At 63.7% G+C, this 21,707-nt stretch carries 24 protein-coding genes; 9 read left to right on the plus strand and 15 right to left on the minus strand.

What is annotated here, in order from left to right:
* Window positions 1–11: 11 nt before the first annotated feature.
* Window positions 12–1,661 carry an ABC transporter substrate-binding protein gene (locus NKJ35_RS26460; RefSeq protein WP_352650338.1) on the minus strand — a complete coding sequence of 550 codons (1,650 nt, stop codon included), beginning with the start codon at window positions 1,659–1,661 and terminating at the stop codon, window positions 12–14.
* Between the two features lie 41 nt (window positions 1,662–1,702).
* Entirely contained in the window at window positions 1,703–3,253 is a 1,551-nt protein-coding gene (locus NKJ35_RS26465; RefSeq protein WP_352650339.1) for a trimethylamine methyltransferase family protein, read from the minus strand.
* Window positions 3,254–3,344: 91 nt separating this feature from the next.
* Between NKJ35_RS26465 and NKJ35_RS26470 the strand changes: the two genes are divergently transcribed.
* Window positions 3,345–4,247: a LysR substrate-binding domain-containing protein gene (locus tag NKJ35_RS26470; RefSeq protein ID WP_352509569.1), complete on the plus strand. Its 903-nt coding sequence runs from the start codon at window positions 3,345–3,347 to the stop codon at window positions 4,245–4,247.
* A gap of 17 nt (window positions 4,248–4,264) precedes the next feature.
* On the opposite strand, the gene NKJ35_RS26475 is transcribed toward NKJ35_RS26470, so the two are convergent.
* The gene (locus NKJ35_RS26475) at window positions 4,265–5,254 is read right to left on the minus strand and encodes a zinc-dependent alcohol dehydrogenase family protein (RefSeq protein WP_352509568.1); all 990 of its coding nucleotides are present in this window, start codon (window positions 5,252–5,254) and stop codon (window positions 4,265–4,267) included.
* Window positions 5,255–5,357: 103 nt separating this feature from the next.
* Here NKJ35_RS26475 and NKJ35_RS26480 point away from each other — a divergent pair, with 103 nt between their 5' ends.
* Together NKJ35_RS26480 and mutL are read left to right on the plus strand one after the other, a co-directional pair.
* Complete coding sequence (locus NKJ35_RS26480) at window positions 5,358–6,260, plus strand: LysR family transcriptional regulator (RefSeq protein WP_352509566.1); 903 nt, start codon at window positions 5,358–5,360, stop codon at window positions 6,258–6,260.
* 604 nt (window positions 6,261–6,864) lie between these two features.
* The gene (mutL, locus tag NKJ35_RS26485; protein WP_352650384.1) at window positions 6,865–8,724 is read left to right on the plus strand and encodes a DNA mismatch repair endonuclease MutL; all 1,860 of its coding nucleotides are present in this window, start codon (window positions 6,865–6,867) and stop codon (window positions 8,722–8,724) included.
* Between the two features lie 89 nt (window positions 8,725–8,813).
* On the opposite strand, the gene NKJ35_RS26490 is transcribed toward mutL, so the two are convergent.
* Both NKJ35_RS26490 and NKJ35_RS26495 read right to left on the minus strand, forming a co-directional pair.
* Window positions 8,814–9,512, minus strand: coding sequence for a hypothetical protein (locus NKJ35_RS26490; protein ID WP_352650341.1), 699 nt, complete (start codon window positions 9,510–9,512; stop codon window positions 8,814–8,816).
* Between the two features lie 124 nt (window positions 9,513–9,636).
* Entirely contained in the window at window positions 9,637–10,530 is an 894-nt protein-coding gene (locus tag NKJ35_RS26495) for a DMT family transporter (RefSeq protein WP_352650342.1), read from the minus strand.
* 90 nt (window positions 10,531–10,620) lie between these two features.
* Between NKJ35_RS26495 and NKJ35_RS26500 the strand changes: the two genes are divergently transcribed.
* Both NKJ35_RS26500 and NKJ35_RS26505 read left to right on the plus strand, forming a co-directional pair.
* Window positions 10,621–11,547, plus strand: coding sequence for a LysR family transcriptional regulator (locus NKJ35_RS26500; protein WP_352650343.1), 927 nt, complete (start codon window positions 10,621–10,623; stop codon window positions 11,545–11,547).
* A gap of 230 nt (window positions 11,548–11,777) precedes the next feature.
* Window positions 11,778–12,011 (plus strand): DUF2093 domain-containing protein, encoded by a 234-nt coding sequence (locus tag NKJ35_RS26505; protein WP_031211156.1) that lies wholly within the window; start codon window positions 11,778–11,780, stop codon window positions 12,009–12,011.
* Window positions 12,012–12,264: 253 nt separating this feature from the next.
* Here NKJ35_RS26505 and lpxK read toward each other — a convergent pair whose 3' ends face one another.
* From lpxK to NKJ35_RS26545, 8 genes are all read right to left on the minus strand, one after another.
* Entirely contained in the window at window positions 12,265–13,293 is a 1,029-nt protein-coding gene (gene lpxK / locus NKJ35_RS26510) for a tetraacyldisaccharide 4'-kinase (RefSeq protein WP_352650345.1), read from the minus strand.
* 1 nt (window position 13,294) lies between these two features.
* Entirely contained in the window at window positions 13,295–14,611 is a 1,317-nt protein-coding gene (gene waaA / locus NKJ35_RS26515; protein ID WP_254817457.1) for a lipid IV(A) 3-deoxy-D-manno-octulosonic acid transferase, read from the minus strand.
* Window positions 14,608–15,387: a lysophospholipid acyltransferase family protein gene (locus NKJ35_RS26520; RefSeq protein ID WP_023717166.1), complete on the minus strand. Its 780-nt coding sequence runs from the start codon at window positions 15,385–15,387 to the stop codon at window positions 14,608–14,610. Before NKJ35_RS26520 ends, waaA begins: the two co-directional genes overlap by 4 nt.
* 5 nt (window positions 15,388–15,392) lie before the next feature.
* Complete coding sequence (locus NKJ35_RS26525; protein WP_023674378.1) at window positions 15,393–15,638, minus strand: DUF4170 domain-containing protein; 246 nt, start codon at window positions 15,636–15,638, stop codon at window positions 15,393–15,395.
* Window positions 15,639–15,712: 74 nt separating this feature from the next.
* Entirely contained in the window at window positions 15,713–16,519 is an 807-nt protein-coding gene (locus tag NKJ35_RS26530) for a 3'(2'),5'-bisphosphate nucleotidase CysQ (RefSeq protein ID WP_352650347.1), read from the minus strand.
* Window positions 16,506–17,849, minus strand: coding sequence for a TldD/PmbA family protein (locus NKJ35_RS26535; RefSeq protein ID WP_352650348.1), 1,344 nt, complete (start codon window positions 17,847–17,849; stop codon window positions 16,506–16,508). Before NKJ35_RS26535 ends, NKJ35_RS26530 begins: the two co-directional genes overlap by 14 nt.
* A 224-nt stretch (window positions 17,850–18,073) precedes the next feature.
* The gene (locus NKJ35_RS26540; RefSeq protein ID WP_352650350.1) at window positions 18,074–18,277 is read right to left on the minus strand and encodes a hypothetical protein; all 204 of its coding nucleotides are present in this window, start codon (window positions 18,275–18,277) and stop codon (window positions 18,074–18,076) included.
* Entirely contained in the window at window positions 18,277–18,501 is a 225-nt protein-coding gene (locus NKJ35_RS26545) for a hypothetical protein (protein WP_352650352.1), read from the minus strand. Before NKJ35_RS26545 ends, NKJ35_RS26540 begins: the two co-directional genes overlap by 1 nt.
* Before the next feature lie 20 nt (window positions 18,502–18,521).
* On the opposite strand from NKJ35_RS26545, the gene NKJ35_RS26550 reads away from it, so the two are divergent.
* Together NKJ35_RS26550 and NKJ35_RS26555 are read left to right on the plus strand one after the other, a co-directional pair.
* On the plus strand, window positions 18,522–18,662 hold the full coding sequence (locus tag NKJ35_RS26550) for a hypothetical protein (protein ID WP_352650354.1): 141 nt from the start codon (window positions 18,522–18,524) through the stop codon (window positions 18,660–18,662).
* Window positions 18,656–18,967: an ABC transporter permease gene (locus tag NKJ35_RS26555; RefSeq protein WP_352650356.1), complete on the plus strand. Its 312-nt coding sequence runs from the start codon at window positions 18,656–18,658 to the stop codon at window positions 18,965–18,967. The genes NKJ35_RS26550 and NKJ35_RS26555 overlap by 7 nt, the downstream gene beginning before the upstream one ends.
* Window positions 18,968–18,979: 12 nt before the next feature.
* On the opposite strand, the gene NKJ35_RS26560 is transcribed toward NKJ35_RS26555, so the two are convergent.
* Window positions 18,980–19,654: a DUF8692 domain-containing protein gene (locus NKJ35_RS26560; RefSeq protein WP_352650358.1), complete on the minus strand. Its 675-nt coding sequence runs from the start codon at window positions 19,652–19,654 to the stop codon at window positions 18,980–18,982.
* A 104-nt stretch (window positions 19,655–19,758) separates the two neighbouring features.
* On the opposite strand from NKJ35_RS26560, the gene NKJ35_RS26565 reads away from it, so the two are divergent.
* Window positions 19,759–19,929, plus strand: a complete 171-nt coding sequence (locus NKJ35_RS26565) for a hypothetical protein (protein WP_352650359.1) — start codon at window positions 19,759–19,761, stop codon at window positions 19,927–19,929.
* A 46-nt stretch (window positions 19,930–19,975) separates the two neighbouring features.
* Here NKJ35_RS26565 and epmA read toward each other — a convergent pair whose 3' ends face one another.
* The gene (epmA, locus tag NKJ35_RS26570) at window positions 19,976–21,022 is read right to left on the minus strand and encodes an EF-P lysine aminoacylase EpmA (protein ID WP_352650361.1); all 1,047 of its coding nucleotides are present in this window, start codon (window positions 21,020–21,022) and stop codon (window positions 19,976–19,978) included.
* Between the two features lie 114 nt (window positions 21,023–21,136).
* Here epmA and efp point away from each other — a divergent pair, with 114 nt between their 5' ends.
* A complete protein-coding gene (gene efp, locus NKJ35_RS26575) occupies window positions 21,137–21,703 on the plus strand; it encodes an elongation factor P (protein WP_352650363.1) in 567 nt (188 codons plus the stop codon).
* The last annotated feature ends 4 nt before the right edge of the window (window positions 21,704–21,707 follow it).

The following is a 21,707-nucleotide window of genomic DNA, read 5'->3' on the forward strand; positions in this document are numbered from 1 at the left end:
CTGCTGGCAACTCAGGCGTTCAGCCAGACGTTCTGGAGATCCATCTCGAAGGTTTGGTGGACACCGTAGTTCTTCACCTTCTCGTTCATGTGGCTGAACAGCTTCTGCCAGAACGGCTGAATGATGACGCCCGAATCCTGCAGGATCTGCTCGATGTCCTTCATGACCTCGCGGCGCTTCTCGACGTCGATGAGCGAGAGAGCCTGCTTGAGCTTGGCATCGAAATCAGGGTTCGAGTAGCCGGTTTCGTTCCAGGCCTCGCCGGTGCGATAGCCGAGCGCCAACACCTGGACGCCAAGCGGGCGCATGTACCAGATGGTCATGGAATAAGGATATTTCGTCCAGTCGTTCCAGAAGGTCGAACCCGGCAGCACCGTGCGTTTCACTTTGATCCCGGCATCGCGCAACTGGCCGGCAATCGCGTCGCCAGTGTTCTTTTGCCAATCGTCCTCGACGGTGATCAGTTCATGCTCGAAGTCGGCCTGCCCGGCCTCCGCCATCAGCTTCTTGGCGCCCGCGGCGTCCCGGGTCTTCTTGGGCAGCGCGTAGTATTCCGGATGAATCGGGCTGACGTGGTGGTTTTCACCAACGGTCCCTCGCCCGGCGTAACCAAGTTCGAGCACCGCCTGGTTGTCGACGGCCATCTGGAGGGCGTTGCGGACTCGCTTGTCATCGTAGGGTTTGTGCGTGATGTTGGTGCGGGCAACGAGCGTGGTCGCTGTCGCGACCTCCGATTTCACCAGTCCCATCTTGTCGAGGATGTCTATGAAGTCGGCAGGCGTCTCGAAGTTGAGATCGATTTCGCCGGAGTCGAATGCATTTATCGAGGCGTTGAAATCGGTTCCGTAGTCGATGAATTCGACGCCGTCGAGAAGCGCTTCACCACCCCACCATTTGCCAGTCTCACGACGTTTGACGACCGCTTTCTGGCCGACCGCATAAGACACCAGTTCGAACGGCCCGGTGCCAATCGGCTTCTCGATCGGATTGGCGCCGTCGGCGTCGAAGTTGCGATGGACCACCAGCGCCGGATAGTCGGTGAAGTTCGGGATCAGCGAGATGTCCGGTTCGTTCAGCTTCAGCTTCACCGTGTTGTCGTCGACCTTGCTGATCGCCCCTTCCCTGGCCTTGCCGGTCTTTGCATCGATCAGCGCACCGACGCGCGCGGCCATCGAATTGCCGGCTGCAGCCTTCTCGCACCAGCGCGTCAGATTGTAGACCACGTCATCGGCGCTAAAAGCATCGCCGTTGTTCCAGGCGATGCCCTTGCGAACATGCAGCACATATTCGGTGGCGTCGTCGTTGACCTCCCAGCTTTCGAGCAGAACCGGCTCGAATGTAAACTGGCGGGTGTAGCGGACAAGCGGCTCCAGCCAGCAGCGTGAAATGTTCGCAAGTTCCACCCAGTCGTAGGTGCGCGGATCCTTCTGTGCCTTCACCGACATCGAAACGTGGAGCGTGCCGCCTTTCTTCGGCTCTTCAGCCAAAGCCCGCTGCGGCACGGCAAGGCCGATCATGCCGTAGGCAAGGGCCGTCGATGCGCCGAAGGCGCTTGCCAGAGCCAGAAACTCGCGCCGATCCACACGACCTGCACGAGCCTCGCTGGCCATCGCTTCGATGGCGCTCGGTACCCGATCACCGTTGCTTCTGAAGAGTGTCATTTTTTCCTCCGTTATGGTTCCCATCGGGTCTTCGCCCGTTATCAACTAACGCTGTCCGGCAGTTTCTCCTCGCGCCGCGCAATCAAATCTTTGAGACCATCGGCGATGCCCTCGTCGAGCTTCGGCTCCTCGTAATCGGCGAGCATGTTGCGCGCTTTCTCGCGGCCGCGGGTGTCGTGGTCCTTTGCTCCTTCCGCCTTCCACTGTTCGAACGAATTGAAGTCCATGATGCTCGGTATGAAGAAGGCGGACTCGAAATGTTCGAGCGTGTGCTGGGTGCCGAGGAAATGGCCCTGCGGTCCGACCTCGCGGATAGCCGCCATAGCCTCCTTGAAATCGTCGAATGGCAGCCCGCCAGCATATTTGTACCAGCCGACAAGCTGCTCGCAGTCGGTGGCAAATTTCGAATAGCCGCAGGTCAGGCCGGCCTCGAGCCAACCGGCGGAGTGCCAGATGTAGTTGGCGCCGGCAAGGATGGCGGCATGCATCAGCATGTTCGCCTCGTAGCCCGCCTGGGCGTCGTTCAGCTTCGAGCCGACATGGAAACCGGACGTGCGCCACGGCAGCCGATACTTCCGCGCCAGCGCGCCCATGAGATACATCATCTGGGCCGCCTCCGGCGTGCCGCCCATGGGAGCGCCGGTCTTCATGTCGACGGTCACCATGAACTGTCCGTAGATCTGCGGCGAACCCGGACGCAACAGCTGTGTGAACGCGACGCCCGCCAGCGCTTCGGCGTTGACCTGCGCGACCGCACCGACGGCAGAGGCTGAAGTGGAGGCGCCGCAAAGGGCGAAGGGCGCGAGGATCAGCGGCTGGTTGTGGCGCGCATAGACTTTCATCGCGTCCAGCATGGTGGCATCCCAGACCAGCGGCGAATTGCAGTTGGTGATCGCCACCAGGACCGGGTTGTCGCGGACATAGTCCTCGCCGAACACGATGCCCGCCATCGCCATCGTGTCTTCGGCTCGATCCCTGGACGTCACGATACCCATGAACGGCTTGTCGGAGTGCTTCAGCGCCGAATGGATGATGTGGAGGTGACGTTTCGGCACTGGAATTTCCATCGGCTCGCAGATGATCGAGCTCGACGAGTGCAGCGCCGGCGCCATGTAAGCGAGCTTGTGGAAATTGTGGAGGTCGGCGAGTGTGCCGTAGCGCCTGTTGTTGTCGAGGTCGCGCACGTAAGGCGCCCCGTACATCGGCACGAAGATGGAGTTGTTGCCACCTACACGTACGGAACGCTGGGGATTCCTCGCATTGAGCGTAAACTCCGACGGGACCTTCGAGATGAGCTCCATCAGCAGGGCGCGGTCTATGCGGACCCTTGTCTCGGAGACATCGGCGCCCGCTGCCTTCCACAGTGCGATCGCCTCGTCGTCGCGGAACTCGCATCCCACCTCTTCGAGGATCGAGAGCGATTCCTGGTGGATCAGCTCCACCGCCTCGTCCGGGACCATCTGATACACCGGAATCTTGCGAACCAGGGTCGGAAATGACGCAACGGGTGCGCCTCGCAGCGCCTTGCGCCCCAGGCGGCCACCCGCGCGACGATTGGTGTGTTCGCTCACTTCAACGGCCGGTGCGTTCATGGAGGCTCCATCTTCCTGTCTCGACCAATCTAGCCAGACAAAATGCAGCTGTGACGCTGGAAAATCCTGATCTCTTGTATAAGGTCAGCTTATGCGAAGCTTGCGCCACCTGCTGCCGTCGGCGGGCAGCCTGATCGTTTTCGAGGCCGCCGGGCGGCTGTCGAGCTTTACCGCCGCCGGACGGGAGCTCGGCATGACGCAGGCTGCCGTGTCCTATGCGATCCGCGGGCTCGAAGAACAGCTCGGTGCCAAACTCTTCCAGCGCCGCCACCGGCAAGTCAGCCTTACCGAGGCCGGCGACCGCTTCCATGCCGACGTCTCGCTCGGCCTGTCGCACATTCGCAAGTCGGCGGAGGATCTGCGCCAGATCGCCGTCGGCGCGCATGTGACGCTCGCCGCCTCGACCGCCTTCGCCTCATTCTGGATGATGCCGCGCCTGCAGCAGTTTCGCGACGAATTGCCGGGCATCGACCTGCGCATCCAGACCGCCGACCGCGATCTCGACATCATCGCCGAGGACATCCCGCTCGGCGTCCGCGGCGGCGAGCCCAGGGAATGGCCGGATTATCATTCCCTGCCGCTGGCCGATGAAGTGATATTCCCCGTCGCCGGCGCGAGTTATGTGGCCCGGTTCGGGCTGCCGGAGCGTGTCGCGGACCTTCAATCGCACCGCCTCATCCATCTCGAAGAGCCGTTTCGCGAGGCCGCGAGCTGGGACGAGTGGTTCGCCTCGGCCGGTGTCGACATCGCCGATGCCGGACGTGGCTTGCGCATCAACGACTATGCGCTGGTGATCCAGGCAGTCATGGAAGGGCAAGGCATCGCGCTCGGCTGGGGTCACCTCGCCGAGCGGCTGCTGGCATCAGGGCTGCTGGTGCGCGTCACCGGCCACGCGATGACGACCGGCAAGGGCTTTCATGTCATCTGGTCGAGGAACCGCGAGCTCAGCGACAACGCCCGCAAGGTGCGGGACTGGCTGGCAGCGCAGGCGTGATGCCGATAAATGCCCGGTCAAACCGTCACGACGATCTTGCCGAATTGTTCGTTCGCTTCTAGATAACGATGCGCCTCGACGATCTGGTCGAACGGAAAGGTTCTGGCGATTGCCGGCTTCAGCGAACCCGAGCTTAGTCCGTCAAGGATGAACGCCTTGGCGGCCTGCAGCCGGACCGGATCGCGCACGATCTCATGCATGAGATAACCGCGCAGCGTCAGTGTCTTCGCCAGCACTGCAGGTAGCGGAAAGGGTGTCCGGTCGAGGCTCAATCCGCCATATTCGATGAGAATGCCACCCGGTGCCATCGCTGCCGTCAGAGGCTCGAAAATCGGACCGCCGACGGCGTCGAACACCACGCGCACGCCGTCCGGGCCGGCGATTTGCTTCAGCCTGGCTTCCAGATCCTCCTCTGCCGAAGCGATGACGTGGGCCGCGCCGAACGCAACCAAAGCCCGCTTCTTGGCGGACGTCCGTGTGACCGCGATCGGGGTCGCGCCAATCAGGTTGGCAATCTGGGTCGCCGCAAGTCCGACGCTGCTCGATGCCGCGGTGATGACGACAACGTCCTCCCTGCCAAGTTTGGCAATGTCGATCAGCGCACCATAGGCCGTGAGATATTGCATCCACGCGGCGGCGGCCTCTTCCCAGCTCAGCGCCGGCGGGTGCTTGACGACGAGCTCGGCGGGGTATGTGGCAATCTCACCATAGGCAGGCCAGCGGACCATCGACAATGGCGGCACGATGCTGACGGCATCGCCCGGCGCAAAACCGCTCACGCCTTCGCCCACCATCTCGACGAGGCCAGCGGCCTCAAGCCCAAGACCGGAAGGCAACGGCGCAGTCTGGATATATCTGCCTGAACGGAGCAGCGCCTCGGCCCGGTTGAGACCCAACGCCTTGACACGGATCTGGACCTCGCCTCGCCCGGGCGCAGGCATGTCGACATTCTCGATGCGCAGAACCTCGGGACCACCAAGCTCATGAAAACGAACGACACGCGTCATCGGTCACAACTCCAAAATATTTGAACTGAATCACCTATGCCAGCGGCGATCAGGCGGATAAATAGCCGCTTGAGTAGATCAGCAGAAACTATAGGTTTTGAATATGGATCGCCTTACGAGCATGGCCGTGTTCGTCAAAGCCGTCGATCTGGGCTCGTTCGCGGCCGCGGCGGCCGCTCTCGATCTGTCCGGGCCGATGGTCGGCAAGCATGTCCGGTTTCTCGAGGAGCGCCTGAGCGTGCGCCTCATCAACCGGACCACGCGCCGCCAAAGCCTGACGGATTTCGGGCGCGCCTATTACGAACGCTGCCGGCTGGTGCTTGCCGAAGCGGAGGCCGCGGATGCACTCGCCGCCGACCAGCTTGCCGAACCGCGCGGAAAGCTGCGCGTGCTCATGCCGGTGCATTTCGGCCGGCGCTGCGTTGCCCCGATCCTGTTCGGGCTTGCGCAGCAATATCCGGCGCTGGAACTTGACCTGTCGTTCAGCGACGCCCTCGCCGACCTCGCCGAGGACGGCTGCGATCTTGCCATTAGAACGGGCGACCTGGAGGACCAGGCCGGGGTAATGGCGCGTCGCATCGCGCGCCAGCACATGGTCGTCTGCGCGTCGCCGTCCTATCTCGACCGCCACGGCCAGCCGCAGGAAATAGATGACCTGGGCCGCCATCACGCGATCATCTACCGCCGTTCCGGGCGCGCCGTTCAGCCGTGGCTGTTTCCGCGCAACGGCCAGCCCGCGATGGAGATCCGGCCCGTCAGCAGATTCCGGCTCGACGATCTCGATGCCATCGCCGATGCCGCGGCCGCCGGCATGGGGCTCGCCTGGCTGCCGTACTGGCTGGTTCGCCAGCGCATCCAGGCGGGCGCGCTTGTCCTGCTATTGCCGGAACAATCCCGGTTTCTCTACGACGTTCATGCCCTTTGGCTGCAGACGCCACATCTGCCGATGAAAGTCCGCCTTGCCGTCGACGCACTGGCGGCAGCGCTGCCCAAGCTCATGACTTGAAGTGCACGGTCGCGGTCAGCTACGCGGATTTCCTCGAGAACGACCCGACGATTGAACAATAATCTATATGGTAAGATTTCGAATATACAGGAGGTAAACCAGAACAACTGTTAGCGATATTGAAATAATCGTCCAAATAGTGAACAAAATTACTCTTGCAATACGACTCTTTCGACGCTGTATCCATCGAGCGAACTTTACCATTAAGTAATCTAGGATGACGTCCAAATGTCGCCTCCAACGGCCATTCGCTTCAGATTTTGGCCTTCGCCCGACTAAATCCACTAAGTCAATTGGGGGCCAAGCCCATTCACTTCAACAATATTCCTATCTCTACATCGTGGCGGGACAGCACCCCCCTCTGGCCTGCCGGCCATCTCCCCCGCAAGGGGGGAGATTGGCGGTTCATGCGTCCCGCCAACCTTTGAGACATTGGAGACTGGCGGAGGCCGAGGCGACATCCGATCTCCCCCCTTGCGGGGGAGATGGCCGGCAGGCCAGAGGGGGGTGGGACGGAGCGCAACGGAGCAGTCTCCCTGCCTTGCAACAATCAACGCTATTCTCCCCCTCCCGCATCGGCCACGAATCCGCCTATAGTGCTGCCATGCCCATCCGCCAGCTTTCCGAAACGATGATCAACCAGATCGCCGCCGGCGAAGTCATCGAGCGTCCGGCAAGCGTGGTCAAGGAACTGGTCGAGAACGCGCTCGATGCCGGCGCTACCAGAGTCGAGATCGTCACCGCCGGCGGCGGGCTGAACCTGATCCGCGTCAGCGATGACGGCTCGGGCATTCCGGAAAAGGAACTGGCGCTGGCGATCGCGCGCCATTGCACCTCCAAGCTCGCCGACGACATTCACGACATCCGCTCGCTCGGCTTTCGCGGCGAGGCCTTGCCCTCGATCGGCTCGGTGGCGCGGCTGTCGATCCGCTCGCGCACCGCGTCCAGTGAAAACGCCGCCGAGATCGGCATCGACGGCGGCCGCGTCGCCGCCGTCAGGCCGGCCGCGGCCAATCGCGGCACCACGGTCGAGGTGCGCGACCTGTTCTTCGCCACGCCGGCGCGGCTCAAATTCATGAAGGGCGAGCGCGCCGAAAGCTCGGCCATCGGCGACGTGGTCAAGCGCATCGCCATCGCCTTCCCCACCGTGCGCTTCACCCTGGCCGGCCCGGACCGCTCGACGCTGGAACTGCCGGCGACCGACGACAGCACGGAAGGCCGGCTGCGCCGGGTGGCACAGGTGATGGGCGCCGACTTTCCGGACAATGCGATCGCCATCGACGCGATGCGGGACGGCGTGCATCTCACCGGCCATGTCTCGGTCCCCTCCTTCACCCGCGCCAACGCGCTACAGCAATACGCCTATGTCAACGGCCGCCCGGTGCGTGACAAATTGATCGCCGGCGCCATTCGCGGCGCCTTCGCCGACGTGCTGCCGCGCGACCGCCATGCCGTCACTGTGCTGTTTCTGACGCTCGATCCGGCGATCGTCGACGTCAACGTCCACCCGGCCAAGGCAGACGTGCGCTTCCGCGACCCGGGGCTGGTGCGCGGGCTGATCGTCGGCGCCATCCGCGAAGCGCTGGCCCATGCCGGCATCCGCGCCGCCACCACGGGGGCCGCCGGCATGATGGCGGCGTTCCGGCCAGGCGCGGCATCCTATGCGCATGGCGGGCCGGCCAACGGTCACCGCAGTTACGAGGCCGCCTATCGGGCCTCAGGCTTTGCCGGGTTCGATCTTGCCCGCTCGCCACAGCGGCCGCTCGATATGGGCTCTGCAAATGGCGGCCTCGGTGAGGGCGAGCAGACGGCCTTCGACGCCGGACCGCTGCACAGCGCCGACGTGCGCGCCGGGATCAATGAAGCGGCTGAGACGCTGCTCGGCACGGCGCTGGGCGCGGCGCGCGCGCAAGTGCATGAGAATTATATCGTCGCCCAGACCAGGGATTCGCTTGTCATCGTCGACCAGCATGCGGCGCATGAGCGGCTGGTCTACGAGGCCTTGAAAAATGCGCTGCACTCACGCGCGGTGCCGTCACAGATGTTGCTGCTGCCCGAAATCGTCGATCTGTCGGAGGAAGATGCCGAGCGGCTCGCCATGCACTCCGAGACGCTGGCCCGCTTCGGCCTCGGCATCGAGCGCTTCGGCCCCGGTGCCGTCGCGGTGCGCGAGACGCCGTCGATGCTTGGTGAGACCAACGTCCAGCAGCTGGTGCGCGACCTCGCCGACGAGATCGCCGACAACGATACGGTCGACACGCTGAAGGAGCGGCTGGACAAAATAGCCGCGACCATGGCCTGCCACGGCTCGGTGCGTTCCGGCCGTCTGCTCAAGCCCGAAGAGATGAACGCGCTGCTGCGCCAGATGGAGGCGACGCCCGGCTCCGGCACCTGCAACCACGGCCGCCCCACCTACATCGAGCTGAAGCTGTCGGATATCGAGAGGCTGTTCGGCAGGCGGTAAGCCTTACCCTGCGCAATGCCAAGCGGGCACCCGCTCAGTTCACCAATTTATGATACTTTTTGGTTTTAGGAGAGAAAGCATAGTCCATGCTATAGCCGGCGCCGCCGCCGCGAAAGCTTACAGAAATAATCTCGACGGTTTTCCGTGTGTTTTTGAACGTTCATATAGATTGGTGTCATCAGCATGCCCGCGTCGCAATCTTCGTCATCGAAAACGATCTCTTGAACGACTTTCTTGCTGCGCTTGCTGATGACTAGCAACTTTTCCATGCAAATGCCGGCGTCGGTTTTCGCGTAGATTCCCGCAAATCTATCGGTGGCGGTCTGCGCCCAGAACGGAATCTCAACGGTTCCATCAATCTTCCCGTCGCCGGTATCGTCCAGGCTCGCAACTTTCTTGAGCGTAACGGGATGTTTGTCCGCACCCTTGCTCCATGCCCCCGTTGCACCGCTTTCACCAATGTCCAGAGAAAATGGGCATCCAGTAGTGTCGACGGGCGTTTTCGATCCCATGACCAGCACCCGGTCGAATTCCTTGTCGTCCGCAACCTCGCAAAGGGACACGCTGGTGCCGTTGATCTTGCCGTACACGGCTATCGGGCTTTGCTTCGCGTCGTAGAAATAGCTCCCCTCGACCGTAATCCCGCTGCCGAAACTGTCATTCCTCTGCAGCGACAGGTGGACTGGGTTAGGCCCAATGAAACCTTCGTAATTTTCGACCTGATACCAACCCGCGGCGGCTTTTTGGCTGAGCAGCAACACGAAAAAAACTGCGGAGATAAACTGCATTCCCATGTCGACCCTTACTGCGCTTCGCCAACGCGATCAACATAGACACCCGCCTGGCTCGTGTCTGCATCGCAATGGCCGTCAGTAGCCGGTTTGAGTCGGCAAAAGGCCTCAACCATCTGATTCATCTCTTCAAATTCACCACGATGACGCCACCAAGCGCCAGCGCGCCGCCGATGATGCCGAGCACTGTCGGCACTTCGCCCAGCCAGAAGAAGCCGATCAGCGTCGCGACCGGCGAGACCAGGTAGAGGAAATTGGAAGCGCGCGCGGCCGGCAGCCGGGAAAGTGCTGTTGCCCACGCGGCATAGGCGATGAGGCTGGGCACGATGCCAAGAAAGATGACCGCGCCGAGCCCGGCGGTGTCGGCGACCGCCGCCTGCGCCAGACCGCTCGGCAGGAAGGGCGACAGGCAGAGCGCGCCAAGAACCATGTTCGAGGCAGAGATCGTCAGCGGGTGGTGGCGGCCAAACAGCGGCTTCTGGACGATGGTGTTGACGGCCGAGCACAATGCCGAGCCGAGGACAAGCAGCGCACCACTGTTGAAATGGAGCCCTTGCCCCTCGCCCATGGCGATGATGCCGATACCGGCGAAGGACAGGAATGTGCCGGCCCAGGCCAGGCCCGAGAAGCGTTCGCCGAGCAGCGCCATGGCCATGATGGCGGTGAAGATCGGACTGACATTGATGATGAAGCCGGCGGCACCGGCCGAAACGGTCAGTTCACCGAAATTGAGCATCACCGTGTACAGCGCGACGAAGACGGCGCCACCGAAGACAAAGCGCCAGAGTTCATCGAGCCTGGGCAGTGCCGGCCGCTTGACAGCGAGAAAGATCGCCGCCGGAACCGCGGCGATGGCAAAGCGCAGCGCGCCAAGTTCCAGCGGCCCGAAAGCGGCAAGGCCGGCGCGGATCGCCGGAAAGGCCGAGGCCCAGCCGACCACCGTCAGCGCCACCGCGATGGCAGCCGCGGCATCCATGCGCTGTGTCGTATTCAACGCGCCGGTGTAAGCGCTCATCTGGGTGTCCTCGCGATCCAATGCCATGAAGTAGAGAAACGCTATTGCGGGTCGGTTGACAAACGAACAAATCGAGGATCACCTGTGACTATGGATCACAGCTTAGACCCGATGCTGCCGCTCGAAACGCTGCGCGCCTTCGACGCCGCGGCTCGGACCGGCAGCTTTTCGGCTGCGGCCGAGAAGCTCAATATCACCCATGGCGCCGTCAGCCGGCAGATCGCCAAGCTCGAGGGTTGGCTCGGGCTGAAAGTCTTCGATCGCGGCGCGCGCGGCGTCTCGCTGACCGTCGAGGGCAACCGCCTGCATCTGCGCACCACCGAAGCCTTCGCCCTGATCGCCAGCAATTCGGATCGCTGGGTTGAGCCGCGCGGCACGGCGGTGGTGCGGCTGACCTCGATCCCCTCGGTCAGCGGGCTGTGGCTGATGCCGCGCATGGCGGCGCTGGAGAACCACCCGTCCAAGCTACGCATCATGCTCGACGTCGACATCCGCCAGGGCGATCTTGCCGACGAAGGCATCGACCTGTCGATCCGCTGCGGGCGCGGCCGCATTCCGGGCCGGGTCTCGGTGCAGCTTTTCGAAGAATATGTGTTCCCGGTCGCCTCGCCGGAATTGGCCAGGGAGATCGGCCGCGGAGATCCTGCCCGGCTGCTCGAATTTCCGGTGATCAACGATTCCGACGCTTCGGCCTGGCGCGCCTGGTTTGCGGCGCAGGAGATGGACTATCGGCCGCGGCCGCACGACCGCCGTTTCGAGGACTACAACCTCGTGCTCGACGCCGCCGCGCACGGGCTCGGCATTGCGCTGGCACGTCCGCCGTTGACGGTGGACCAATTGAAGTCGGGCCGCATCGTCGCCGTCGACGAACGCAGCGTTCTCAGCCCGATATCCTACTGGCTCGACCGGCCGCTGGGGCGGCCGCGCGCAGCCGCCGCCGAACTCGCCCGGCGCATCGCCGTCCAGGCCGGGCTGCCAGCGGAAAAGATCGAGCAGTTTATCACGGCCGAGGAATGAGATGCCTAAGGCGCGTCGCGTTCGACCGGCATCATGCGACGTGCTTCAGGTTCTTGTCTTTATGCATGTCGCGGAAAACCGCCGCACACTTTTGCGCGACATGCATTGGCATTCGCTTTGCCGGCTTGTTTGAGCAAGTGTCGCCAGAAACAGAACCAGGCAAGGCCAACCAAGCTTGACCTCGCCGCAATTTGTGGCGATGACATCGTCATGAATTTCGGCACCACCCCATGATGAACCGTTTCGAAGGACCCGGCGGCAAGGAAGCCCGCATCCGCTATCTCGATGGCGACTTCCAGGTGACCAGCCCCGGCGCCTTCGTGCGCTGCGCGGTGACCGGCGAGAGCATCCCGCTCGACGAGCTTAAATACTGGAGTGTCGCCAGGCAGGAACCCTATGTGAATGCCGCCGCCTCGCTGCGCCGCGAGATCGAAGCGCATCCGGAACTGCGCCGCCGACGCTAGTCCAGCGCAAATGGAGAGTCGCCCCGTTGCGACCCTGCGCCCTCTGCCGCCGCGTCAGGCCGGCAACACCGAAACCTTAAAGGCTATCTTGAAATAAAAAACCCGCCTCGCGCTCGAGGGCGGGTCACCGGCGAATCATCACCATACTCAAATTAGTAGCATAGCTGCCGGCACAAAGCAAGAACAAAATACGCTCGACCGGCGGAAAGCTGCAAATTCCAGTCCTACATCGCCTCGGTGCTCAAGCTGCTGATCAGCCCCTCAGCCTGCGCTGCCGCCAGGCATCCAGCGTCTCGTCGATAATGCGCTGCGGCACGTGGTCAAGCTCGAACACAGTGTCGATCTTCAGCACATCGAGTCCTTCGAGGAATTCCGGCGGTGCTGCGCCGTGACGCAGGCGGGCAGCGTCCTTGGCGGTGGTAATGAGGCCAAGCCCGGCTTTACGTGCTGTCGCCGCCAATTCGGCAAGCTCGTCCGCACTGTAGAAATGATGGTCAGGAAATGGTCGGGTCAGCGCAAGCTCGCCCCCGGCCTCGCTTACGGTGTCGAAAAACCTGTCGGGATGACCGATGCCGGCGAACGCCAGGAACCGCCTGCCGGCCAGCGTCACCTTGCTGCTCGGCGCGGTATGCGCCTCGAAGATCGGCCTGCCGGCGCGCGCTGCCTGGCGCACGACCGTATCGGCCGCGGTGCCCTCGCCCATTTTCAGCAAGGCGCTGGTGAAGACCAATTGGTCGACGATGTTTGCCCGCAGCGGCCCGCCGGGGATGACGCAGCCATTGCCGATGCCATGGCGCGCGTCGACGACGACGAGCGCATAGTCGATGTGGATGCGCGCGCTCTGAAAACCGTCATCCATGATCAGGAAATCGCAGCCGACCTTCTCCAGCAGAAGCCTGGCGCCGGCGGCCCGGTTCGGCGTCACCGCGACCGGCGCGTGTTCGGCCAGAAGCAGCGGCTCGTCGCCGACATGCTTGGCGGCGTCGTGGTGCGGATCGACGATATGCGGCTGCGCGAAGGAGCCGCCATGGCCGCGCGACAGGAAACCCGGGTTGAGCTGCATGCGCCGGGCCTGCTCGGCCAATGCGATCGCCACCGGCGTCTTGCCGGTGCCGCCGACGGTGAAGTTGCCGACGCAGAGCACCGGCGCCTCGACCTTTTCGCGCGGTGCATGCCGCATGCGGCGACCGGCGACAAGCGCATAGATGGCGGAGAGCGGCGACAGCGCCGTGACCCGCCAGTCGGGCTCTTCCCACCAGAAGGGCGGCGCTTCCGAGGTCACGTCAGCGCCCGTTCGCGCCCTTCAGGCGCGACTTGACGACCAGCGGCTGGATATAGGGCTCGAGCGACCTGAGCGTATGTGCCAGCGCACCGCGCATCTCGTCGACCGTCGCCGCGCCCGCCGCCATCATCTCATGGCGGGCCGCCTCGTTGGTCAAAAGGAAATTGACGGCGCCGGCTAGCATATCGCGGTCGCGCACCAGCTTGGCGCCGCCGCTATCGAGCAGGCGCTGATAGGCCTCGCGAAAATTCTGGACATTGCGGCCGGCAAGCACCGCCGTCTCTAGCATGGCCGGTTCCAGCGGGTTCTGGCCGCCCTCGGAAGTCAGCGAACGGCCGACAAAGGCGATTTCCGTCAGTCTCAGATAAAGCCCCATCTCGCCGATCGTGTCGCCGAGCAGAATATCGGTGTCGGCGGTGATCCTGTCGCCCTTGCTGCGCTGCGCCAGCTTCAAGCCCATGCCGGAAATCTGGGCCGCCAGCTGCCCGGCGCGATCGGGATGGCGCGGCACGATGATCGTCAAAAGCCCGTGGTGGCGCTTGTGCAGCATGGCGTGAACTTCAGCGGCGACCGCCTCTTCGCCATCATGGGTCGAGATCGCCGCCCAGGTCGGGCGACCGCCGATCTGGCGTTTCAGCGCCGCCAGTGCCCGCTCGTCGGCCGGCGGCGGCGCGGTGTCGACCTTGAGATTGCCGGATACGGTGACCGGCCGGGCGCCGAGCGAAAGGAAGCGCTCGCCATCGAGATCCGATTGGGCAACGACATGGGCGAGATTTTCGAACAATGCTTCGGCAATGTTGGCGCGCTTCTTCCAGGATTTGAAAGAGCGGTCGGACAGCCTGCCATTGACCAGAACCTGCGGCACGCGGCGGGCGCCGAGTTCCAGGATGGTCATCGGCCAGATCTCCGATTCGGCGATGATCGCCAGGTCCGGCTGCCAATGGTCGAGGAAGCGGCTGACCGCCGGCTTGAGGTCGAGCGGCACATATTGGTGGATGATGCGGTCGCCCAGCCGTTCTTCGGCGACCTGCGCCGAGGTGACCGTGCCTGTGGTCAGCACGATGTTGACGCCGTAATCGAGAATGCTCTCGACCAGCGGCACGACGGCGATGGTCTCGCCGACGCTGGCTGCATGGATCCAGATCACCGGGCCTTCAGGGCGCTCGCGTCCGGCGACGCCGTAGCGTTCACGCCGGCGAATGCGGTCCTCCTTGCCTCTGGAAGTGCGCCAGGCGACGTAAGGTCCGACCAGCGGGTAGGCGGCGGCCCCGGCGAAACGGTATGCCGTCAGGAAGGCGCGCGCCCAGCGCATACTCATTTCGAACCGTCCACAAGGCGATAGGCCTCGGCGGTCGCGGCATTGAGCGAGGCCGTGACCTCCTGGCGCTTGCGTTCCATTTCCGCGGCGTCGGCGTTGGCCGGCACGAAGACGGGCGTGCCGACGACAATCGAGGAGCGGCCGAAGGGCAAGTTGATCGTCGTCTTGTCCCAGCTGCCCTCGATCACCTTGCGGCGGCTGGTGGCTATCGCGGCAGGCAGGATCGGCCGGCCGGACAGCCGCGCCAGGAGGACGACACCCAGCCCCGCATCGCGCGGCGTGCCGTGGGGAATATCAGCAATCATGGCGACATTCTTGCCGGTGGCGAGCGACTTTTTGAGGGCGATGAGCGCCTTGGCCCCGCCCTTGTCGAGATGCCTTGCGCTTTCGCGCCCGCCAGAGCCGCGCACCGCCTCGATGCCGAATTTCTCGACCATCAGCGCGTTGAGCTCGGCATCGGCGCTGCGCGACACCATGGCAACCAGCGGCCGTCCCTTGGGATAATAGGCCGGGGTCAGCAAATGCTGGCCGTGCCAGAGCGCGATGATGCCAGGCTCGAGCTGCGCATAGGCGCCGCCGGAAAACTTGGCCGATCCGTCGACCATGCGGTTGGTCAAGCGGACAAGGCGGACGAAATACGCAAACAGCGCGGCAAGCGCATTCTTGACGAATCGCGACTGCGCCAGCGGTTCGCGGATCTTGCGCCAGAACGTCTTCGGCTTGCGACGTCTGACCGCCGACCGCGGGGCTGAACGCTTGACCGCTTCATGGTTCATCGATGTCAACCGACAGCCTTGTTTTCGGGGTCGAGCAGGCGGTGCAGGTGAACGACGAAATAGCGCATATGGGCATTGTCGACACTAGCTTGCGCCTTGGCCTTCCAGACGGCGTGCGCCGATTGGTAGTCCGGATAAATGCCGACGATGTCGAGCGCGTCGAGATCGCGGAATTCGGTGCCGCCCAGCTTCTTGAGTTCGCCGCCGAACACCAGGTGCAAAAGCTGTTTCTTTCCGTCTTCAGCGGCCATGTCGATCCTTCACATATCGTGAGTTTGGGACAGGTCTAGACCAAAGCCGCCGACTTTGGAACTATTGATAGCGCTCAATTGTCCAGCCCGGCGATGACGCCCGCGAGCACGGCGAGGAGTTCGCCGCTGCCGGCGGCGAGCGGTCCGTGACGGATCACTTCGCCGGCATAGAGCGGCGCGCGGCCGTGCCGATCGAGCACGGCGCCGCCTGCCTCGCGCAGGATGAGATCGGCCGCAGCGATGTCCCAGTCATGCGCGTTGGCCTTGACGAAGGTGGCATCGAGCTGGCCGCCGGCGATCATCGCCAGCCGGTAGGCGAGCGAAGGAATATAGGGCACCCGCTTCAGCCGTTTGTGCCATTTCGCCGGCAGCAGGTCGATCATCGGCTTCGGTCCGGCGATTTCGGCCGTTTCCGACGGCGGACGCACGCTGATGCGCTTGCCATTCAGGAACGCGCTCTCGCCGGGCAGCGCCCAATAGATTTCGCCCTTCGCCGGACAGTCGAGCACGCCGGCAAGCGTGCGGCCGTTCTCGACCACCGCTACGCTGACGCACCATGTGGGCAAGCCCTCGAGGAAGCCGCGCGTGCCGTCGATCGGATCGACGACGAAGGTGCGGCGCGCGATAAGCCTTACCGGGTCGTCGACGGTTTCCTCCGACAGCCAGCCGTAGTCCGGCCGGGCCGCCAGCAAGGTTTCGCGCAGATATTTGTCGGCGGCGTGATCGGCTTCGCTGACCGGCGAGGTGCCGCCCTTCATCCACACCTGCGGATTGTTGTTGAAGTACTGCATGGCGATGAGCCCTGCCTCGCGGGCAGCGTCGAGCAGCAGCTGCAGGTCTTCAGTAGCGCCGGCCGAGACGGCCGGATCAAGCTCCGGCAAGGGTCATTCCTTCGATCAAAAGCGTGGGCGCGGCAGTGCCGAAATTGCGGTCGAGATCGCTCGCCGGAACCATGTTGAGGAACATGGTTTTCAAATTGGAGGCGATGGTCACCTCGGCGACGGGATAGGCCAGCTCGCCGTTATCGATCCAGAAGCCGGAAGCGCCGCGGCTATATTCGCCAGTCACCATGTCGACGCCCTGGCCGAACACTTCGGTGACGTAGAAGCCGGTCTTGAGCGACTTGATCAGCTCTTCCGGCGTCCGTTCGCCAGGCTCGATTGCAAGATTGGTCGATGACGGCGAGACTGACGAGCCGTTGCGCGAGCCGCGCCCATTGGTGACGAGGCCGAGTTCCCGCGCCGCGGAAGTCGACAGGAACCAGTGGTTGAGCACGCCCTTGTCGACCATGAACAGTTTTTCGCCCTCGACGCCTTCGCCGTCGAACGGGCGCGAGGCCTGGCCGCGGCGCCGGAGCGGCTCGTCGGTGACGGTAATTGCGGCCGAAGCCACCTTCTTGCCCATCATGTCGCGCAGAAAGCTGGTCTTGCGCGCCACTGCGGCGCCATTGATGGCACCAGCGAGATGGCCGGCAATGCCGCGCGCCACGCGCGGATCGAACACCACGTCGACCGGCCCGGTCGCAGCCTTGCGCGCGCCAATACGGCGTACGGCGCGCTCGCCGGCCTTGCGGCCGATGTCTTCCGGCGCGTCGAGATCGGAAAAATGCTGACGCGAGGAGAATTCGTAATCGCGCTCCATGCCGGTGCCCTCGCCGGCGATCACGCTGGTCGAGCGCGAAAAGCGCGACGCGACATAATGGCCGACAAACCCATGCGAAGTGGCGAGCACAAGGCCGCCCAGCCCGGCACTGGCGCTACTGCCGGCCGAATTGGTGACGCCCTTGACGGCAAGCGCCGCCGCCTCGGCGGCAAGGGCTGCTTCCTTCAACTGGTCGGCCGATACCTGAGTGGCGTCGAACAGATCGAGGTCGCGCGGCGTCTTGACCAGGAAGGCCGGATCGGCCAGACCCTGATAGGGATCTTCGGGCGACACTTTGGCCATGGCGACGGCACGCTCGGCCAGCATATTGGGGTCGGATGCCGCCGTTGCCGAAACGCTCGCTACCCGCTTGCCGACGAAGACACGCAGCGAGACGTCTTCGCTCTCGGACGCCTCTGTGCCTTCGACCTTGCCGAGCCGCACCGACACGCCGGTCGAACGGCCGCGCACCGCAACCGCATCGGCGGCATCGGCGCCGGCCCGTTTGGCAGCCTCGACCAGGGCTGCGACGCGATCGGTCAGTTTCGCTGCGTCGAGCGTATCGGTCATGCGCATGATCCTGTTATTTCCGGCCGGCTGAAGGGCAGCCGTCGATGCACCATCTATTGTCCCGGCGCGGCTTCTGCAATGGGAGAAGCGGACAATCAGGGGGCATCCAGCCCAGGTCGGCGCGACTCCTGATCGCAACCCGACGGCGAAATGTTCGATCGATCAGGCGCGGAAGCGATCAGCCGAAAACGCCGCGAGACGCGCTGGATCGCCGGGACCGATGATCAGCTCGGCGACCAGGCGCGGGTGATCGGCGCGAGTGTCAGGCCGAGATGACCATGACCGAAGGCATGGATCACCCTGGAGCTGCCGCGCGACGGACCGATGACGGGCCGGGAATCGGTGACATTCATCGAGTCCGGGAAGTACAGACCGCTGGCCCCGGTCGCGGGCAGGCCGGGCTCCAGCGCGGCCACCGCTTCCGGCATCAGAACCTCTTGATGGACGCCAAACCCGGCGCGCAGCGCCCTGCCCCAGCGGCCTTGGCGAAATCGCTCTCGCGACGATACAAGTAGAGACAGCCGTTGGAGCGCGGCAAGTCTGCCAGGTCAGCGTCCGCCACCACCTCCTCCCAGGCCGTCAGGGCCTCGGCCAGCAGACCGGCGAGCGCCAGCGCATTGGCGCGGGTGGCCGCCGGAAGCGATTGGCGCACGAATTGGAGGCATTGAAAGAGTGCCGCCGGAGCAGGCGATCTTCCTGCAGGTGTTCATGCCCACATTCTTCGTCGCCGCGGCGGAGACGCTGGCCACGCTGATACTGGTCTTCCCCCTCGCCTGCCTCATCGCCTCCGTGCCCAAGGGCCTCGCATGGTGATCCTGTTTCTCCTCCTGATCCTCGTTCCGGTTCCCTTGTCGTTCAACAGCGGCGCCCTCTTCATCTTTCCGCTGGAGGGGATTTCGACGCGCTGGTACGCGGTCGTGCTCGGCACCCAACGCTGGCAATCGGCGATCGGGAACAGCCTGATCGTTGCGTTCGGGACGACGCTGATCGCGACGACACTCGGCACGTTTGCAGCGATTGCGCTTTCCGACGAAAAGTTTCCCGGCCGCCGCATCGTCATGCCGCTGCTGCTGTCGCCGCTGATCGTGCCGGTGGTGATCACCGCCGTTGGCTCATAGCATGTGCGGCAGTCAGCCTGTAGAGTTGGGATCGGCTGGATCCACCCACGGGCGGCCCAATCGTGTCACCATCGCCGCGTACCCGACGGCACCTGCCGCCCAAAGAAAGATGCCAAGCTCTTTGACGGCGTCTTCGGCGATGTCGACCGCCGAATCCGGGGTTGGAAACAGCTCGCCCAGCTGGTCGATCGCTGCCGACATCGCGAGTAGGAAGCCTGCGGCCACAAATACGATCGTGCCCTCGAATGTCTTCCGTCGCAGCCGAAAGAACCAGAACAACCCGGCGACGGCATAGACAATCATGGGAACAATCTCTGGTATCGCAACAACGGGCAGCACGTCCTCATGGATCAACAACAGGTCGTCGAGGCCCAAGACCAGGGTAAGGCCCCCGAGAAAAGTGCAATCCCATCGGCGCGTGAGCCGACCAGCAAACAGGGTCGCAGCGCCGGTGCCGATCCATAATGAGGCACCTAGAGACGAAATCCACCCCGTATAGAAGCCGACGTCGGCGGCTGCAGATGGATCTCGATAGAAGATCGTAGCGTCCAGACCAAGAATTTGCGCGACGAACAGCGCTGCCAAGAGCATCACAACGTTAATCGCTGCGGCCGCAAGTATGACCAAGCGCCAGGACATTGTCCATTCGCCGCCATGCTTTGCGTCCAGCGCGTTCTTGTCTGGCATTGTGCCCAGGCCCATTCTGAGTACGCTGGCCGCTAGCTCCGCTGCGCCGCGAACTCCGCCAGCACTATGCCGGCCCACCATGATCGCGGCAACACACGGAACGGTTGCAGCGCTTCGCCCATAACCAGTCGTCGTGGTGCAGTTCCCGGCCAGTGCCAACGGCCGCGCGAAAAGCTCTCCCGGCAATCACCGCCGCCGGCACGCTGATGATGGGTCTGTCGATGTTCGTCGTCGCTAATCTTCTGGCCGACGGAGCCAGCGGCGGCCTGGCCTGACATGTAATTGGTCCAAATCTGACGCGTCGGTCAGCCCAACCTATCGTCAGGGACCAGTCACCGGCGTCCAGATCACGTCGTCGATCCTGAGCGCGCCGGTGGCGAGCATTACCAGCCGGTCGAAGCCGAGCGCGGCGCCGCTCGCCTGCGGCATGATGGCGAGCGCGGCGAGGAAGTCCTCGTCGATCGGGTAGCGTTCACCATAGACGCGCTGCTTCTCATCCATTTCGGCGGCAAAGCGCAGGCGCTGCTCGGCCGGATCGGTCAATTCGCCAAAGGCGTTGGTGAGTTCGACGCCGCAGCAATAGAGCTCGAAGCGCTCGGCGGTGCGCGGATCGTCGGCGCTCGGCCGGGCCAATGCCGCCTCCGAGATCGGATATCCGAAAAGAATGGTGTTGCGCCCCTGCCCCAGCGCCGGCTCGATTTTTTCGACCATCACCCGGCTGAACAGGTCGGCCCAATTGTCGTCGGGCGCGGTCCGCAATCCGGCCAGGACCAGGGCGGCATGCAACCCCGCGCGGTCGGTGCTGCCATCGGCTGCAACCGTCGCCAGCAGATCGATGCCGGCATGGCGCATGAAAGCTTCGGCGACGCTCAACCGTTCCGGCTCGGCGAACGGATCGGCTTCACGGCCCCGGAAGCTAAAACGCTTCGCTCCGGCCCGTTCGGCCGCCAGCGCTACGAGCTCGGCGCAATCGCGCATCAGGCTCTCATAGGTCTCGCCGACGCGGTACCATTCGAGCATGGTGAACTCAGGATGGTGCAAGGGGCCGCGCTCGCGGTTGCGCCAGACAGCCCCGAGGCTGAAGATGCGCTCCTCGCCGGCGGCAAGCAGCTTCTTGCAGGCGAATTCCGGCGACGTGTGGAGGTAGAGCGGCTGGCGCTGCCCGTCCGGCCCGATCGCCTCGGTGGCAAAGGCCGACAGGTGCGCTTCATTGCCGGGCGAGACCTGCAGGGCCGATGTCTCCACCTCGACGAAGTCGCGGCGGGCGAACCAGTCGCGCATCCCGGCGGCAATGGCATTGCGCAGGATCAGCCGCGGCCGGCGGTCGGCGTGGACATGCGGCGTCCACCACGGCGAGGCGGCGGTCATCGGCTTCAGGGGAATTGCACAGAGGGCTGGCGATTGCGGCCAAGATGCGCTAGGCCGCACGCAACGGCCTCTCCAGCCGATTTGCGCCAACAAATTTTATCAGGATGGAAACCCGTGAAGGTCATCGCCAGCTCCTTACGCAAAGGCAACGTCGTCGAAAAGGACGGCAAGCTTTATGTGATCCTCTTTGCCGAAAACATTCATCCTGGCAAGGGTACGCCGGTCACCCAGCTCGACATGCGGCGTATCTCCGACGGGGTAAAGGTTTCCGAGCGTTACCGCACCACCGAGCAGGTCGAGCGCGCCTATGTCGAGGAGCGCGAGCACACGTTCCTCTACCGTGACGGCGAAGGCTTTCACTTCATGAATCCGGAGACTTACGACCAGGTCGCGGTGCCGGAAAGCGTGGTCGGCGACATGGCGCCTTATCTGGTGGAAGGCATGCCGGCGCAGATCTCGCAATACAACAACATCGCCATCTCGCTGGTACTGCCGCAGCGCGCCACTTTCGAGGTGGTCGAGACCGAGCCGGTGACCAAGGGCCAGACGGCGTCCTCGTCCTACAAGCCGGCAACGCTGTCCAACGGCGTGCGTACCCTGGTGCCGCCACACATCAGCGCCGGCACCCGCGTGGTAGTGATGACGGCCGATGGCGCCTATGTCGAGCGCGCGAAGGATTGAGGCG

Origin of the sequence: Mesorhizobium sp. M0136 (assembly GCF_040322515.1) — a bacterium.
GTDB lineage: Bacteria > Pseudomonadota > Alphaproteobacteria > Rhizobiales > Rhizobiaceae > Mesorhizobium.